This is a genomic window from Orlajensenia flava, assembly GCF_004801905.1.
GTDB classification, from domain to species: Bacteria; Actinomycetota; Actinomycetes; order Actinomycetales; family Microbacteriaceae; genus Orlajensenia; species Orlajensenia flava.
On sequence record NZ_SSSN01000004.1, the window covers coordinates 23,940 to 39,691 of the forward strand.

Consider the following 15,752-nt stretch of genomic DNA (forward strand, 5'->3'; position numbering starts at 1 on the left):
GCCGGCCATGATCGACTGGGGAGCAATCTTCTCGAACGCGGCGCAGGAGCTCATCAGCCCGACGACCGCCGCCTACGCCCTCGCGGCACTGGGCCTCGCCATCCACTTCGGCTACACCGGCCTGCTCAACTTCGGTCAGGCCGGGTTCATGGCGCTCGGTGCCTACGGCTACGCCATCTCCACCCTGACGTTCCACTTCCCCGTGTGGGCAGCGGTGCTGGTGGGCGTGGGGGCGTCCGTCGTGTTCGCCCTCATCCTCGGTATCCCGACCCTGCGACTGCGAGCGGATTATCTGGCCATCGTCACCATCGCCGCTGCCGAGATCCTGCGCCTGCTGTTCACCACCAACACCTTCGACTCGGTCACGGGCTCGGCGACCGGCCTGCAGGGCTACAAGGGCGGTTTCGCGGCACTCAACCCGTTCACCTTCGAGGGCACCGTCGGCTTCGGCCCGTGGCAGTACAACGCCTACGACTGGTGGATCCGCCTCGTCGGGTGGATCGTCGTGATCCTCGCCGCTGTCTTCACGTGGCTCATCATGCGGGCGCCGTGGGGTCGCGTCATCAAGGGTATCCGCGAGGACGAGGACGCCGTGCGCGCACTCGGCAAGAACGTCTACTCCTACAAGATGCAGAGCCTCATCCTCGGTGGCGTGTTCGGCACGCTCGCCGGCATGATCTTCGTGCTCCCCCGAGCGGTCGTCCCGGCCAACTACCAGACGTCGCTGACATTCTTCATCTATGCGATCCTGCTGCTCGGCGGCGCAGCCACCATCCTCGGACCGATCGTCGGCTCGATGGTCTTCTGGGTCCTGCTCTCCTTCTTCTCGGGCTTCATCGCGCGTGCGGTCGCCGCGGGCTGGCTGCCGTTCATGTCCCAGGTGCAGGCCGGTCAGCTGCGCTTCATCCTCGTCGGCGTGGCCATCATGCTGATCGTGATCTTCAGACCACAGGGCATCCTCGGAAACAAGAAGGAGCTGGCCTTTGTCAAGTGACGTCACTCCCACGGCAACGCCGGTCAAGACGACCGGCCTCCACATCGGCTACGCCGAGCCCGGGTGCCGCAAGGTCGACCCGATCCTGGTGGCGGATGGCGTGAAGCGCACCTTCGGCGGTCTCACCGCCGTCGACGTGCAGCACGTCGAGGTCCCTCGTGGAGCCATCACCGCACTCATCGGGCCCAACGGTGCCGGCAAGACCACGTTCTTCAACCTGCTCACCGGCTTCGACAAGCCGGACGAGGGCTCGTGGGAGTTCGACGGCCGGTCGCTCGCCCACATCCCGGCGTACCGGGTGGCGCGCATGGGCCTCATCCGCACCTTCCAGCTGACCAAGTCGCTCGGCCTGCTGTCGGTGCTCGACAACATGAAGCTCGGCGCGAAGGGCCAGACCGGTGAGAACCTGTTCCGGGCCATCCTGCCGTTCCTCTGGCGCAGCCAGGACAAGGAGATCGAGGCGAAGGCCGAGGACATCCTCGCCCGCTTCAAGCTCGACACGAAGAAGGAGGACTACGCGGCGTCGCTCTCGGGCGGCCAGCGCAAGCTCCTCGAGATGGCACGCGCCCTCATGAGCGACCCGACCCTCGTGATGCTCGACGAGCCGATGGCCGGCGTCAACCCGGCGCTGACGCAGTCGCTGCTCGACCACATCCTCGATCTCAAGACGCAGGGCATGACCGTCCTGTTCGTCGAGCACGATATGCACATGGTGCGACACATCGCCGACTGGGTGATCGTCATGGCCGAGGGCAAGGTGGTGGCCGAGGGCGACCCGCACACGGTCATGGCCAACCCCGCCGTCATCGACGCCTACCTGGGCAGTCACCACGACAGCGACCTGGGTGCAGAGGATCCCGAGCACGAGCACGTCTTGAAGGAGCTTCTCGATGACCAGCAGTAGCCCCATGGCGCCGGAGGCGCCGGCATCCGTCGCCACGCCCGTCGTCGAGGTGAGGAACGTGACCGCGGGCTACCTGCCGGGCGTGAACATCCTCAACTCGTGCTCGCTCGTGGCAAACGACGGTGAGCTGATCGGGATCATCGGGCCGAACGGCGCCGGCAAGTCGACGCTGCTGAAGGCGATCTTCGGGCTCGTCAAGGTGCGCGACGGCGACATCCGTCTGCGCGGCGAGGTCATCACCAACCTCAAGGCCAACAAGCTGGTCGCCCAAGGCGTGGGCTTCGTGCCGCAGACGAACAACGTCTTCCCGTCGCTGACCATCCAGGAGAACCTCGAGATGGGCATGTTCCAGAAGCCCAAGGGCGTCAAGGAGCGGCTCGAGTTCGTCACCGAGATCTTCCCGGAGCTGCGCAAGCGACTCGGCCAGCGCGCCGGATCGCTCTCGGGCGGCGAGCGTCAGATGGTGGCGATGTCGCGGGCGCTCATGATGGGTCCGCACGTGCTGCTGCTCGATGAGCCGTCGGCCGGCCTCTCCCCCGTTCGACAGGACGAGGCGTTCCTGCGCGTCAAGGAGATCAACAAGGCTGGCGTGACCACCATCATGGTCGAGCAGAATGCTCGTCGCTGCCTGCAGATCTGCGACCGCGGCTACGTGCTCGATCAGGGCAAGGATGCCTACACGGGCACCGGCCGCGAGCTGCTGAACGATCCCAAGGTGATCGGGTTGTACCTGGGCACCCTGGGCGACTGAGCCACTCGTAGGAACCGGGGGCGGATGCTGGTGCATCCGCCCCCTTTTTCTATGCACGCCACCGATCATCCGTTGGAGGACGGGTGATCGGGGCGGATGCTCAGGGCACGCAGAAGGGCCCCGGCCGAAGCCGGGGCCCTTCTTCACTCGCGTCTAGTTGATGCGGGTGTACTTGTTGTCGGCACCGTACTGGTAGATGCCGATGGTGGCCTCGGTCGGGTCACCGTGCTCGTCGAGCGTGATGGGTCCGCTGAGACCGTCGTAGTCGATCTGCTTGCCCTGCTTGAGGAGCTTGATGCCCTCTTCGTAGGACTTGACCTTCTCGCCCTTGCCGCTGCCGCCTGAGACCTGCTGGAGGTACTTGGCGATGTCGGTGCCCTTCGTGCTGTTGGCCGCGTAGGAGGCCAGCGCGATGAGCACCGTGGCGTCGTAGGACTCGGGGCCGTAGCTGAAGTCCGTCAGAGCCGGGTCGGCGCCGAGCAGCTTGTTCTTGGCCTCGTCGCCCAGCTTGGGGCCGGGGAGCGTTCCCTTCGAGCCCTTGATGAGGCCCGGAGCGAAGTCCTTCGAGTAATCGGCCAGGTTGCCGTCGACGAAGTACAGCTTGTCACCGGGGTAGCCGCTGCCCACGAGGGCGGGGACGGCGACCTTGGCCTCGTCGAAGGTGATGACCGCGACGGCGTCGGGCTTCGCGGCGTTGATGGCCGAGAGCTGCGAGTCGAAGTTGGAGTCACCGGAGTTGAACAGCTCCTGCGCGACGACCTTGCCGCCGGCCGACTCGAACGCCTTGGTCGTCGCCTTGGCGAGACCGGTGCCGTACGGGTCGTTGAGGACGAGCAGACCGAGGGTCTGGTTGCCGTCCTCGGCGATCAGGTTGCCGAGCACCTCGCCCTGCAGCAGGTCGGACGGTGCCGTGCGGAAGTACAGGCCCTTGTCGTTGTAGTTCGTGAAGTCCGGCGAGGTGTTGGCCGGGGAGAACTGCACGACGCCCGCGCCGACGATCTGGTCGATCACCGTGAACGAGACACCAGACGATGCCGCACCGACGATAGCCGAGACGTCCTGCGAGAGCAGGTCGGTGACCGAGACGGTCGCGGTGTCGGTGGTGGTGTCACCCGAGTCGCGGAAGATGACGTCAGCCTTGAGACCGTCGCCCGCCGCGTTGATGTCCTTCGCGGCCGCCTTGACGCCGGCCTCTTCGGGCGGGCCGAGGAAGGCGAGGGTGCCGGACTCGGGGAGGATCGTTCCGATCTTCAGGGACAGATCGCGGTCGCCCGCCTTGATGGGGAGCGCGCTCCCCGCATCGGCCGACGCTGTGGCGGTCGAGGTCGACCCGCCGCCGCCGCTGCTGCACGCGGTCAGTAGGAGGGCGGAGACGCCGATGACGGCGATTCCGCTCAGTACTGCCCCGGCAGAGCGCGAGGTCTTGGCCTTCGCAAATACGCTCATGTTGCTCCTTGGGCGCTTCGAATGTGAACACAGATCGGCGATCCGACCGGACCGCCGTGCTGTCACAGTATTCGGCAAGCAGACGCCAGACAAGCGAATCACGTCACAGTCCGGCGATCCGGCCCGAATCGTTACATCGGCGCAAAAAAACCCGCTCGCCGCGACGGAATCTGTACGGGAACCGCTCCGTTCACGACGTTTTCCGGCGTCAGACCCCGTCGCGGCGCTACGCCGTCTCGACGACCGCCCGCCGTGAGGAGCGCGAGTTGCGAATGAGGTCGACCGTCAGCACGGCCAGCGCGAGCCACACCAGCGCGAATCCGAACCAGCGCTCCGGCGGCATCGACTCGTGCAGGATGACGACGCCGACGAGGAACTGGATGAAGGGCGCGAAATACTGGATGAACCCCATCACGATGAGGGGAAGGCGACGGGACGCCGCGGCGAAGAACAGCAGTGGCACGGCGGTGATGACGCCCGCCGCCACGAGCAGGAGGGCGTTCGGCAGGCCGGCATGGCCGAACGTGAGCCCCGTCGTCGCGCCGACGATCGCGATCACGACGGCCGCGACCGGGGCAAGCCACAGCGTTTCGAGGGTGAGGCCTCCCACGGCGTCGACACGGGGTCCGACGCGTTTCTTGATGAGGCCGTAGAGGCCGAAGGAGAGGGCCAGCGCGAGGGCGACCCACGGCAGGCTGCCGTAGCCGACGGCGAGGACGACCACGGCGATGATGCTGACTCCGACGGCCGCCCACTGTAATGGCCGCATCCGTTCGTGCAGGACGAGGACGCCGAGGAAGACGGTGACGATCGGGTTGATGAAGTAGCCGAGCGCGGCCTCGACGACCTGCCCGCTGACCGTGGCGTAGACGTAGGTCTGCCAATTGATGAAGATGAGCGCACCGGCCACGCCCATCGTGAGCGTGATGCGCGGCTGACGCAGGAGCGCGAAGAACCCCGGCCATCCGCGCGTGACGGTGAGCAGCAGTGCGCAGAAGACGAGTGAGAACAGGATGCGCCACGCGACGATCTCGAACGGTCCGGTCGGTGCGAGCGCGATGAAGTAGATCGGCAGGAAGCCCCACAGGCCGTAGGCGGCGATGGCGTAGACGAGCCCGCGGGAGGTGTCGTGTTCGGGAAGGGCGGATCGAGTCGAATCAGGTTTCACGGACACTCCACGCAGCCTACGCCGTGCCGACGGAGCGCCCGACGCACGGGCCTGCCAATGGGGCGCGATCTCCTGCCACAAGCGAAGGGCCCCGGATGCATCAGCATCCGGGGCCCCTCAGGAAGAACTGCGGCTCAGCGCACGACCACGGCGAGCACGTCGCGAGCGGAGAGGACGAGCAGGTCGTCTCCGCCGAACTTGACCTCGGTTCCGCCGTACTTGGAGTAGATCACCTTGTCGCCGACAGCGACGTCGAGGGGGATGCGGTTGCCGTTGTCATCGATGCGACCCGGTCCGACGGCCACGACCTCGCCCTCCTGGGGCTTCTCCTTGGCGGTGTCGGGGATGACGAGACCCGAAGCAGTGGTCTGCTCCGCCTCGACCTGCTTGATGACGATGCGATCCTCGAGCGGCTTGATGGAGACCGGCACGGTTGACCTCTTTCTTGAGCTAAGACTGGGTTAGCAGACTCGGTATGAGAGTGCTAACACGAGTGTAGGGGTTGGCTGGCACTCATGCAATGTGAGTGCCAGCGCATCGCGACGCGGCCGCGTGGGTGCGTTAGCGTCGGATCATGCAACGCTCGGAGCTCGTGGCCCTGCTCTCTCCGGAGGGCCTCGCACTGCTCGACTCCCTTCCCGCGTGGAACAGCACGGACGACGTCGTCCGCATGGTGAGCGGACTGCGCGCGGCCGGTCACGCCCCCGCGCTGGTGTCCGCTGTCCTCAGCCAGTCCAAGCTGCGCTCCCGCGCGGCAGCCAAGTTCGGGCCGTTCGCCGAGCGGATGCTGTTCACCTCCGCCGGGCTCGAGCAGGCGACCCGACTGCCTGTCGCCGCCATCCACGCCGGACGGTTCTCGCGTGCAGGGCTGCATCGGGTGGCCGACCTCGGTTGCGGGATCGGAGGCGACGCCATGGCGTTCGCCGCCCTCGACCTCGACGTTCTGGCTGCCGATGTCGACGAGGTGACCGCCGCAGTGGCCAGTTACAACCTCGCCCCCTTCCCGGACGCCCGGGTGGAGCAGGCGGCCGCCGAGGATGTCGACCTCGGCGGCATCGACGGCGTCTGGCTCGATCCGGCCCGCCGCACTCCGGGGCACGGTCAGACCGAGCGCATCACCCGGCCGGAGGACTACTCCCCGTCGTTGGCGTTCGCCTTCGACGTCGGTTCTCGGCTGCCGACGGGCGTCAAGCTCGGCCCGGGTTTCGACCGTAGCCTCATTCCCGAGGACGCCGAGGCGCAGTGGGTGTCGGTCGATGGCGACCTGGTCGAGATGAGCCTGTGGTTCGGCAACCTCGCCCGGCCCGGCATCCGTCGATCCGCCCTGCTCGTGACGGATGCGGGAACCGTCGAGCTGACGGCCCCGGCCGACAGCGTCGACGAACCCGTCGGGGCTCAGGGCGACTACCTGTACGAACCCGATGGCGCCGTGATTCGAGCGCGCCTGATCGGCGAGGTCGCCCGCGGCATCGACGCGCGCATGCTGAGCGACGGTATCGCCTACCTGACGGCCGACGAGTACCGCCCCACGCCGTTCGCCACCGGATTCCGCATCATCGAGGAGCTCCCGACCGACGAGAAGCGTCTCAAGGCCGCGCTGCGTGCACGCGACGTGGGAGTGCTGGAGATCAAGAAGCGCGGCGTCGACGTGGATCCCGCCGCGCTGCGCAGACGGCTGCAGCCGCGCGGTGCAGCGTCTGCCACGATCGTCATGACCCGTCGGGCGGGGCGTCATGTGACCCTGCTCGTCGAGAGGATGTGACACCCGCGTCTTCGCGCCCCCTAGAAGTTGTCGCCCGGCACCATGCTCGCCGCCAGCAGGACCACGGTAACCCAGACGACCGCGACGATGATGCCGACGAACCCCGTGATGATGGCGGTGAGTCGTGCGCCGCGGGTCTCGGGAAACCCCCGACGGGCGACGAACCCGAGCACGACCGCCAGGACGGAGAGCACCGCGCCCCACGGCATGAACAACGCCACGATCAGGCCGACGACGCCGAGGAACGCCGCCGACCAGGCCGGGCCGGGTGAACTCTCCGTTCCGATCGGATCGAACGGCGCCGGCGCCGCAGCGGGCGCTGCGGCTGTCGTCTGCGTCATGACACCCCCGTGCGCGGCGGCCGGGGGACCCGGCCGCCGCTGCCCGTCAGTAGTTGTTGTAGTCCCGGTAGTTCGCCACGAACACACCCCAGAAGATGAGCGAGATGATGGCGATGGCGATGCCGACGAAGCCGAGGATGATGCCGGTGAGCCACATTCCGCGAGCCTGGGGTTCCTTGCGCTTGCCGAGGAAGCCGAGCACGACCGCCGCCGCCGGGATGAACAGCTGGAGCACGCCGCCGACGAACGGGAAGACCACGACGAACGATCCGACGAGGCCCACGATTCCGGCGATGAGCGAGATGATGCTGAGGACCGGTGACTTGGCAGTCGGGCCGGGCGCTCCGTAGGCGGGAGCTCCGTAGGCTCCGCCCGCGGGAGCGCCGTAGGCGGGCGGCGCGGGCGGGCCACCGTAGGCCGGCGCAGGAGCCGAACCGTTCGCGCCGGGAGCTCCGGGAGCGCCAGGCCCGCCGGGCGCTCCGTACGCAGGCGGCGCGGGCGGAGCGGGCGGAGCACCATAAGACGGGCCCGCAGGCGGCACAGGAGGCGCCGGAGGTGCGGGCGGAGCCGGGGGCGCTGGCGGCACGGGAGCCTCCGGCGGGGTCAGCGGTTCGGCCGGGCCGACCGGCTCGGGTGCGACTCCGGGCTCGGTGCCGGGGTCGGTGGCCGGCTCCGGCTCGATGGCCGGCTCCGGCTCGATGCGCGGTTCCGGGGTCAGCGGCTCGCCCGGCTCGACGGGAGGCTCCGGGTTGGTGTCCTTCGGATCGGTCATGTCTTCGTCCCCTTCGAGGCGATGTGGGTGGTCAGTGGGAGGTGGGCGACGCGGCGGCGAAATATCCCCAGGAGACGATCGCCACCACCCAGAACAGGAACCATAGTGCGACGCCGATGTAGCCGATCACGAGTCCGGCGATGGCCAGGCCCGCTCCCTGTTCGCCGGACCGCCGTGTCTGCGCGACACCGATGTGTCCGCAGACCACGCCGACGACGCTCAGGCCGACGATCGCCGTCACGAAGGCGACGATCGAGAGGGCGTTCCAGCGCGCGGGCACGTCGGTGCGGGGCACTGCTTCAGGCGGCGCGGCGATATCCGTCACCACGACCCCCTCTCGCTCGGCACGTCCCGATTTCACCCTAGCGGGGCCCGCTGCAACGCGAAAGGGCCGGTGGTCGGCGCATCCGACGGCTCAGCGCACCTGGATGTCGGTGACCGGCAGCGTCGAGTCCGCTCCGAATCCCAGGCTCGACGGAGCGTGGCCGGCCATCATCAGCCCGGCGCCGAGAGCCGCGATCATCGCGCCGTTGTCGGTGCAGAGCTCCAGCGGCGGGATGCGCAGCTCGATGCCGACGGCAGAGGCGCGCTCCTCGGCGAGGCGTCGTACTCGCGCATTGGCGACCACACCGCCCCCGAGCAGCAGTCGGGGCACGCCGAGGTCGGTGCAGGCGGCGATCGCCTTCGTGAGCAGGACGTCGGCGACGGCCTCGCGGAAGCTGGCCGCGACATCCGCCACGGGAACCTCCTCGCCGGCATCCTGCTTCTTCTCCACCCAGCGCGCCACCGCCGTTTTCAGGCCCGAGAAGCTGAAGTCGTACCGGTGCGCGGCCATGTCCTTCGGCTGCGACAGTCCTCGGGGGAAGCGGATGGCCTTCGGATCGCCCGCCGCAGCGAGGCGGTCGATCTGGGGGCCGCCGGGATAGGGCAGCCCCAGAACGCGCGCCACCTTGTCGAAGGCCTCCCCCGCCGCATCGTCGATGGTCTCGCCGAGCAGCTCGACGTCGCTCACGAGATCGCGGACGAGCAGCAGGGAGGTGTGACCGCCGGACACCAGCAGCGCGATGGTCGGGTACTCCAGATGCTCGGTGTCGTCCAGAACGTCGGCGCCCACGTGTCCGACCAGGTGGTTGACCGCGTACAGCGGCTTGTCGAGAGCGACGGCCAGCGCCTTGGCCGCACCGACTCCCACCATGAGCGCCCCGGCGAGGCCGGGTCCGCTCGTCACCGCTATCGCGTCCAGGTCATCGAGACGGATGCCCGCCTCTGCGACGGCCGCCGAGATGGTGGGGGTCATCGCCTCGAGGTGCGCGCGAGCCGCCACCTCGGGCACCACGCCGCCGTAGCGGGCGTGCTCGTCCATCGACGAGGCGATGACGTTGGCAAGCAGGTCGGTGCCGCGCACGATACCGACACCGGTCTCGTCGCAGGAGGTCTCGATACCGAGCACGAGCGGCGCGTCAGGCGTCATCGTGCGGACCCCTCCGTCGTGGGCGCCGTGCGGGCAGGCGTCACGGGAGCGCGCATGACGATGGCGTCCACCCCGTCGGGCTGGTAGTAGCCCCTGCGCACCGCGATGTCGGCGAATCCGAGGCTCTCGTAGAGACCGTGGGCGATCGGGTTGTCTGCTCTCACCTCGAGGAGGATCTCGCCCACACCCCGCCGACGTGCCTCGTTGACGAGCGCGTTCATCAGGCCGCGTCCGAGCCCACGTCCGCGGTGGGCGGGCTGGACGGCGATGGTCTGGATGTCGCCGCCACCGCCGCGGGGCGCCGCCAGGCCGGCGTAACCGACGATCGTGTCGGGCGCATCCGGGTCGAAGGCGACGAGATAGTAGGTGTGCGAACTCGCCAGCTCGGCGCGCATGGTCTCCGAGGACCAGGCATCCGTCGTGAAGGTCGCGCTCTCGATGGCCATGATGGACTCGAGGTCAGCGGAGTGCGCACGCCGCAGCTGCCAGCTCACGCACTCACCCGCTTCGGGCCGGCCGACAGTGTCACATCGGGTGAACGCAGGTAGAGCGCCTCGTCGGCAGCGAACGGACGACCCGCCGCGAACGCGACCTCGGCGATCATCCCGAGTCGCCCCGCGCTCACGCTGGTCGCGTCGACACGGAACAGGTCGTCATGGGCGACGGCGTCGGGCTTCGCGAGCGCCGGTCCGTCCTGCCGAACCGGAAGACCCACTTCGTCTAGACCGGAGTAGGCCGACCAGTACAGCTCGCGACGGCGAGCGTCGGTGACGACGAGGATGCCGCGGGGCCCACCGGGTCGGTGCTCATCAGCGGTGTACAGCTCCGAGACGAACGCCTCAGCGGCCACGGCGTCGTGGCTGACGACGGGGATCAGGGGCCGGCCGATCCCGAACGCGAAGGTACGAGCCGCGGCGATGCCGACCCGCAATCCCGTGAAGGGGCCGGGGCCCATTCCGGCGACGACCCCCGACAGGTCTAGGGGACGGACGGATGCTGCGTCGAGTGCCCGGGCGATCAGGTCGCCGATGACCTCGGCATGGCGCATGCTGTCGCCGCTGTCGAACTCGGCGATGACACCGGCGTCGCGGTCGACGACGGCGACGCTCGATCCCGCAGAGGTGTCGATGGCCAGCAGCACCCTACGAGCCTAGATCAGCGGCGCCTCAAGCGAAGCGGGTGCCCGCCCAGCGTTGGCCGATACCCCGCACGGTGATGGTGCGCGGCTCGTCGTCAGCCGCATCGTCGTCGGCGGCGGCGGCGTCGGCCGCGGCGTCGTCGGCCGCGGCGGCGTCGGCCGCGGCGGCGTCGGCCGCGGCGTCGTCGGCCGCGGCGGCGTCGGCCGCGGCTTCGTCGGATGCAGCGTCGTCGGATGCGCCATCGTCGGCGCCCGCATCCGTCCCGCCCATGGGGCGCTCGATGTCGATCTCCAACCACGAATCGCTCACGCCGTCGAGCATTCCGCCGCCCCATTCGACCACGACGACGGAACCGGCGAAGTCGATGTCGAGGTCGTCGAGCTCGAGCGCGCTACCCAGCCGGTAGGCGTCGACGTGCACGAGCGCTGGGCCATCCGCGAGCGGAGGATGCGTGCGGGCGAGCACGAAGGTCGGACTCTGCACCCTCCCGCGCACGTCCAGGCCCGCGCCGAGCCCGCGTGTGAAGGTGGTCTTGCCTGCGCCGAGCGGCCCGGTCAGGACGAGCAGGTCTCCCGCTCGCAGCTCGGACGCGAGGGACTCGCCGAAGGCGGTCATCCGCTCGGCCGTCGCCACGGTCGCGCTGATCACGCGGCGCCGTAGGTGCGCGGCACCCGGTTGCCGATGCGCGTCACGATCTCGTAGTTGATCGTCCCGGCGGCGAGTGCCCAGTCGTCGGCCGACGGGGGCCCGGTCGCGGGATCGCCGAAGACGACGACGGTGTCTCCGATGCCAACCGGGGTGTCGCCGACGTCGACGATGAACTGGTCCATCGCGATGCGCCCGACCACGGGGTGCCTGACGCCGCCGATGGACACCTCGGCCGAACCCGATGCCTGTCGGGGAATGCCTTCCGCGTAGCCGAGCGGCACCAGCGCGAGCGTGGTCTCGCGCTCGGCCCGCCAGGTGAGGTCGTAGCTGGCGCCGGTGCCCGGCTGCACCCGGCGGAGGTGCGCGACGCGACCCCGCAGGGTCATCGCGGGCCGCAGGTTCGCGCCGGCATCCCTTCCGGTCCACGGCGAGAGGCCGTACATGCCGATGCCGATGCGTACCAAGGAGAAGCGACTGTCCGGCTGGGTGATGGCGGCGCTCGTCGACGCGAGGTGGAGCAGATCGGGACGGATGCCTACCGTATGGGCGGCTTCGACGGCGGTCTCGAAGGCGGTGCGCTGCACGGAGTCTTCCTCCGGCGACGCGCCGGACAGGTGGCTGAACAGCCCGGTCACCCGCACCCGTCGGTCCTCCTGCAGGCTCGCGGCGCGGTCGAGCACCGCTTGCCACTCCGAGCGGGGGATGCCGTTCCGGCTCAGCCCGGTGTCGAACTTGAGGTGCACGTCGGCGACTACACCGTCGCCTGCTGCCGCCGCGGCCGCCTCGAGCTGATCCAGCGACGAGACCCCGATCGTCACGCCGGAATTCACCGCGTCGGTGAAGTCGGTGTCCGGGTCGTGGAGCCATGCGAGGATCGGCGCCGTGATGCCGGCACCGCGCAGCTCCATCGCCTCGGCGATCTCGGCCACTCCCAGCCAGTCCGCTCCCCCGGCGAGCGCCGCCCGGGCCACCGGCACGGCTCCGTGGCCATACGCGTTCGCCTTGACGACCGCCATGGTGTGAGGGGTGCCGACGACGGCTCGGATGGCGCGCATGTTGTGCTCGATCGCCGCAAGGTCGACGAACGCCTCGCGGAAGAGCGGAGGGCCGGTCACGGGGCATCCGTCTCGGCGATGACGAAAGCCGTCGCGACGCCGCCGTCGTGACTCATCGACACGTGCACGCGACCGATGCCGCGGCTCTCGGCTGCGCGAGCGACGGTGCCGGTTAACTGGAACGACGGATCTCCGTCGTCGTTCTGGGCGATCACCATGTCGTGCCAGCGGAGGCCGTCGTCTCCCCCGAGCGCCTTGATGAGCGCTTCCTTGGCGGCGAAGCGGGCCGCCAGGGAGCGTGGATGCCTCCCACGTTCGCTCTCAGCGAACAGCCGCTCGATCAGCCCCGGGGTGCGGGCAATCGCGCGCTCGAAGCGCGCCAGATCTACCACGTCCACCCCGATGCCGACGATCATGCGTTACTCGACGGTGACCGACTTGGCGAGGTTGCGCGGCTGGTCGACGTCGAGGCCCTTGGCGGTCGAGAGCTCCATCGCGAACAGCTGCAACGGCACCACCGCGAGGATCGGCTCGAACAGAGGAGCGGCCAGCGGAATGCGGATGACCTCGTCGGCGAACGGCAGGACGGCGACATCCCCCTCCTCGGCGATGGCGATCACGCGAGCCCCGCGGGCACGGATCTCCTGGATGTTCGAGACCACCTTGGCGTGCAGCAGCGCCGAGTGACGCGGGCTGGGCACGATCACGAAGACAGGCTGACCGGGCTCGATGAGGGCGATGGGTCCGTGCTTGAGCTCGCCGGCCGCGAACCCCTCGGCATGGATGTAGGCGAGCTCCTTGAGCTTGAGCGCCCCCTCCATCGCGACGGGGTATCCCACGTGGCGACCGAGGAAGAGCACCGACCGGGTGTCCGACATCCAGTGCGCCAGGGTGCGGATGGATTCGCCGACGCCCAGCACGCTGGAGAGCTTCGCGGGGATCGCCTCGAGCTCGGCGAGCTGCTCGCCGATCTGGTCTGCCGAGAGCGACCCGCGCACGCGCGCCAGGTGCAGGCCGAACAGGTAGAGCGCGGTGATCTGCGCGACGAAGGCCTTGGTCGACGCGACGGCGACCTCAGGGCCGGCGTGGGTGTAGATGGCCGCATCCGATTCGCGGGGGATGGTGGCGCCCTGCGTGTTGCAGATGGAGAGCGTGCGTGCGCCGGCCTCGCGGGCGTACTTGACGGCCATGAGGGTGTCCATCGTCTCGCCGGACTGCGAGATGGAGACGATGAGGGTGTCATCACTGATCACCGGGTCGCGATAGCGGAACTCGTGGCTGAGCTCCACCTCGACGGGCACGCCCGCCCAGTTCTCGATCGCGTACTTGGCGACGAGGCCGGCGTATGCGGCCGTTCCGCAGCCGATGATGATCACGCGACGGATGGCGGAGAGCGCCTCGTCGCCGAATGCGGTGAGCTCCGGCACGTCGACGACGCCGTCGACGATGCGACCGCGGATGGTGTTGGCCACCGCGTCGGGCTGCTCGGTGACCTCCTTGGCCATGAAGCTCGGCCATCCGCCCTTGTCACCCGCCGCCGCGTCCCAGGCGACGTCGAACTCCTCGGTCTCGACCGGTTCGCCGTCGAAGTCGGTGACCTCGACCGCGTCGGCGGTGATGGCCACCATCTGGTCCTGGCCGATCGCCATCGCGCGACGCGTGTGCTCGACGAATGCCGCGACGTCGGAGCCGAGGAAGTTCTCTCCGTCACCGAGGCCGATCACGAGCGGCGAGTTGCGGCGTGCACCCACGACGAGGCCAGGCTCATCCTGGTGCACGGCGAGCAGGGTGAACGCTCCTTCGAGCTGACCGACGACGCCGAGGAAGGCGCTGCGCAGGTCGCCGGTCGCACGGTACTCGCGGCCGAGCAGTACAGCGGCGACCTCGGTGTCCGTCTCGCTCTCGAAGGTGTAGCCCTCGGCGAGCAGCTCGTCCTTGAGGGCGGAGAAGTTCTCGATGATGCCGTTGTGGATCAGCGCGAGCCTGCCGTCGTCGCCGAGGTGAGGGTGCGCGTTGCGATCGGTGGGGCCGCCGTGCGTGGCCCAGCGGGTGTGGCCGATGCCAGTGCCGCCGTCGTTGATGGGGTGCGCCAGCAGCTCGTCGGTGAGCTTGACGAGCTTTCCGGCCTTCTTGGCGGTGGCCAGTCGGCCCTCCCCGTCGATGACGGCGACGCCCGCCGAGTCGTACCCTCGGTACTCGAGACGACGGAGTCCTCCTACGAGCACCTCCAACGTCTTGTCCGAGCCGACATAGCCCACGATTCCACACATGCCATCGATTTTAGGGGGCGGGACGGCCGCTAAGCTGTGAGGCGATGTCCGAGCCGCTGCACACGAACGGCGTGCCCGTTCACCCCTCCCCCTTCGTCGAACTCGACCGGGGCGACTGGGCGGCACTGGCCCGATCGACGCCGCAGCCGCTCAACGAGATCGAGCTCGTCCAACTGCGGGGCCTCGGCGAACCGCTCAGCGTCAGCGAGGTGAGCGAGGTCTACTTGCCCATCTCGCGGCTGCTCAACCTCTACGTCACGGGCAGCCGACGCCTGCACGAGGCGACCAACGACTTCCTCGGAGAACGGTCGGAGCGGACGCCCTTCGTCATCGGCATCGCCGGATCCGTCGCCGTCGGAAAGTCCACCATCGCGCGCCTGCTCCGCGAGCTGCTGGCCCGCTGGGACAATACGCCTCGGGTCGAGCTCGTCACGACCGACGGGTTCCTGTTCCCCAACGCCGAGCTCGAGCGGCGCGGCCTCATGGCGCGCAAGGGCTTCCCCGAGTCCTACGACCGACGGGCGCTGCTGCGCTTCGTCAGCGACGTGAAGGCCGGCTCCGCGGAGGTGCGGGCGCCGTTCTATTCGCACCTGACCTACGACATCGTGCCCGACGCGCAGATCACCGTGCGTCAGCCCGACGTTCTCATCGTCGAGGGTCTCAACGTGCTGCAGCCGCCAGGGCCCGGCCATCGGCTGGCCGTCAGCGACCTGTTCGACTTCACGATCTATGTCGACGCCCGCACGGCCGACATCACGCGGTGGTACGAGGAGCGCTTCCTCAAGCTGCAGCGCGGCGCGTTCAGCGATCCGAAGTCGTACTTCCACCGCTACGCGTCGCTGTCGGAGGCCGAGGCGCGCGCCCGTGCCGGGGAGATCTGGCGCTCGATCAACGAGCCGAACCTGCTGCAGAACATCCGCCCTACGCGGTCGCGGGCCACGCTCGTGCTGCGCAAGGACGCCACGCACGCGGTCAGCAGCGTGCTGCTTCGCAAGCTCTGAGCGCTGGCGGCTGGCCGGCAGCGCCGAGCG

Annotated in this window: 18 protein-coding genes; 5 read left to right on the plus strand and 13 right to left on the minus strand. The window is 68.9% G+C overall.

Features of this window, described 5'->3' with window-relative positions; translation table 11 throughout:
• Positions 1-10 precede the first annotated feature (10 nt).
• Genes E6C70_RS07410 through E6C70_RS07420 form a run of 3 tightly spaced genes read left to right on the plus strand, consistent with a single transcriptional unit; the run spans position 11 to position 2,649 of the window.
• Complete coding sequence (locus E6C70_RS07410) at positions 11-994, plus strand: branched-chain amino acid ABC transporter permease (RefSeq protein WP_136423978.1); 984 nt, start codon at positions 11-13, stop codon at positions 992-994.
• Positions 984-1,898: an ABC transporter ATP-binding protein gene (locus tag E6C70_RS07415; RefSeq protein WP_136423865.1), complete on the plus strand. Its 915-nt coding sequence runs from the start codon at positions 984-986 to the stop codon at positions 1,896-1,898. The genes E6C70_RS07410 and E6C70_RS07415 overlap by 11 nt, the downstream gene beginning before the upstream one ends.
• Positions 1,885-2,649: an ABC transporter ATP-binding protein gene (locus tag E6C70_RS07420; RefSeq protein ID WP_136423867.1), complete on the plus strand. Its 765-nt coding sequence runs from the start codon at positions 1,885-1,887 to the stop codon at positions 2,647-2,649. The genes E6C70_RS07415 and E6C70_RS07420 overlap by 14 nt, the downstream gene beginning before the upstream one ends.
• A 153-nt stretch (positions 2,650-2,802) precedes the next feature.
• On the opposite strand, the gene E6C70_RS07425 is transcribed toward E6C70_RS07420, so the two are convergent.
• The 3 genes from E6C70_RS07425 to groES all read right to left on the minus strand — a co-directional run bounded on the left by E6C70_RS07425 (position 2,803) and on the right by groES (position 5,694).
• Positions 2,803-4,095 carry an ABC transporter substrate-binding protein gene (locus tag E6C70_RS07425; protein WP_136423869.1) on the minus strand — a complete coding sequence of 431 codons (1,293 nt, stop codon included), beginning with the start codon at positions 4,093-4,095 and terminating at the stop codon, positions 2,803-2,805.
• Positions 4,096-4,321: 226 nt separating this feature from the next.
• Entirely contained in the window at positions 4,322-5,263 is a 942-nt protein-coding gene (rarD, locus tag E6C70_RS07430) for an EamA family transporter RarD (protein WP_136423979.1), read from the minus strand.
• Positions 5,264-5,397: 134 nt separating this feature from the next.
• The gene (gene groES / locus E6C70_RS07435; protein ID WP_136423870.1) at positions 5,398-5,694 is read right to left on the minus strand and encodes a co-chaperone GroES; all 297 of its coding nucleotides are present in this window, start codon (positions 5,692-5,694) and stop codon (positions 5,398-5,400) included.
• 143 nt (positions 5,695-5,837) lie between these two features.
• Between groES and E6C70_RS07440 the strand changes: the two genes are divergently transcribed.
• Positions 5,838-7,025 (plus strand): class I SAM-dependent methyltransferase, encoded by a 1,188-nt coding sequence (locus tag E6C70_RS07440; RefSeq protein ID WP_136423872.1) that lies wholly within the window; start codon positions 5,838-5,840, stop codon positions 7,023-7,025.
• A 20-nt stretch (positions 7,026-7,045) separates the two neighbouring features.
• Here E6C70_RS07440 and E6C70_RS07445 read toward each other — a convergent pair whose 3' ends face one another.
• From E6C70_RS07445 to glmS, 10 genes are all read right to left on the minus strand, one after another.
• The gene (locus tag E6C70_RS07445; protein WP_136423874.1) at positions 7,046-7,366 is read right to left on the minus strand and encodes a hypothetical protein; all 321 of its coding nucleotides are present in this window, start codon (positions 7,364-7,366) and stop codon (positions 7,046-7,048) included.
• 46 nt (positions 7,367-7,412) lie between these two features.
• Complete coding sequence (locus tag E6C70_RS16640; RefSeq protein WP_168770879.1) at positions 7,413-8,138, minus strand: DUF4190 domain-containing protein; 726 nt, start codon at positions 8,136-8,138, stop codon at positions 7,413-7,415.
• Between the two features lie 31 nt (positions 8,139-8,169).
• Positions 8,170-8,463 carry a DUF4190 domain-containing protein gene (locus E6C70_RS07450; RefSeq protein WP_207670060.1) on the minus strand — a complete coding sequence of 98 codons (294 nt, stop codon included), beginning with the start codon at positions 8,461-8,463 and terminating at the stop codon, positions 8,170-8,172.
• Between the two features lie 90 nt (positions 8,464-8,553).
• A complete protein-coding gene (gene tsaD, locus E6C70_RS07455) occupies positions 8,554-9,609 on the minus strand; it encodes a tRNA (adenosine(37)-N6)-threonylcarbamoyltransferase complex transferase subunit TsaD (RefSeq protein WP_136423877.1) in 1,056 nt (351 codons plus the stop codon).
• The gene (rimI, locus tag E6C70_RS07460; RefSeq protein ID WP_136423879.1) at positions 9,606-10,103 is read right to left on the minus strand and encodes a ribosomal protein S18-alanine N-acetyltransferase; all 498 of its coding nucleotides are present in this window, start codon (positions 10,101-10,103) and stop codon (positions 9,606-9,608) included. Before rimI ends, tsaD begins: the two co-directional genes overlap by 4 nt.
• Entirely contained in the window at positions 10,100-10,750 is a 651-nt protein-coding gene (tsaB, locus tag E6C70_RS07465; protein ID WP_136423881.1) for a tRNA (adenosine(37)-N6)-threonylcarbamoyltransferase complex dimerization subunit type 1 TsaB, read from the minus strand. Before tsaB ends, rimI begins: the two co-directional genes overlap by 4 nt.
• Before the next feature lie 25 nt (positions 10,751-10,775).
• Complete coding sequence (tsaE, locus tag E6C70_RS17290; protein WP_407921021.1) at positions 10,776-11,396, minus strand: tRNA (adenosine(37)-N6)-threonylcarbamoyltransferase complex ATPase subunit type 1 TsaE; 621 nt, start codon at positions 11,394-11,396, stop codon at positions 10,776-10,778.
• The gene (gene alr, locus E6C70_RS07475) at positions 11,393-12,511 is read right to left on the minus strand and encodes an alanine racemase (RefSeq protein ID WP_136423883.1); all 1,119 of its coding nucleotides are present in this window, start codon (positions 12,509-12,511) and stop codon (positions 11,393-11,395) included. The genes tsaE and alr overlap by 4 nt, the downstream gene beginning before the upstream one ends.
• A complete protein-coding gene (locus E6C70_RS07480) occupies positions 12,508-12,867 on the minus strand; it encodes a holo-ACP synthase (protein ID WP_136423885.1) in 360 nt (119 codons plus the stop codon). Before E6C70_RS07480 ends, alr begins: the two co-directional genes overlap by 4 nt.
• Positions 12,868-12,870: 3 nt before the next feature.
• A complete protein-coding gene (glmS, locus tag E6C70_RS07485; RefSeq protein ID WP_136423887.1) occupies positions 12,871-14,721 on the minus strand; it encodes a glutamine--fructose-6-phosphate transaminase (isomerizing) in 1,851 nt (616 codons plus the stop codon).
• Positions 14,722-14,765: 44 nt separating this feature from the next.
• On the opposite strand from glmS, the gene coaA reads away from it, so the two are divergent.
• Positions 14,766-15,722: a type I pantothenate kinase gene (coaA, locus tag E6C70_RS07490; RefSeq protein WP_136423888.1), complete on the plus strand. Its 957-nt coding sequence runs from the start codon at positions 14,766-14,768 to the stop codon at positions 15,720-15,722.
• Positions 15,723-15,752 lie beyond the last annotated feature (30 nt).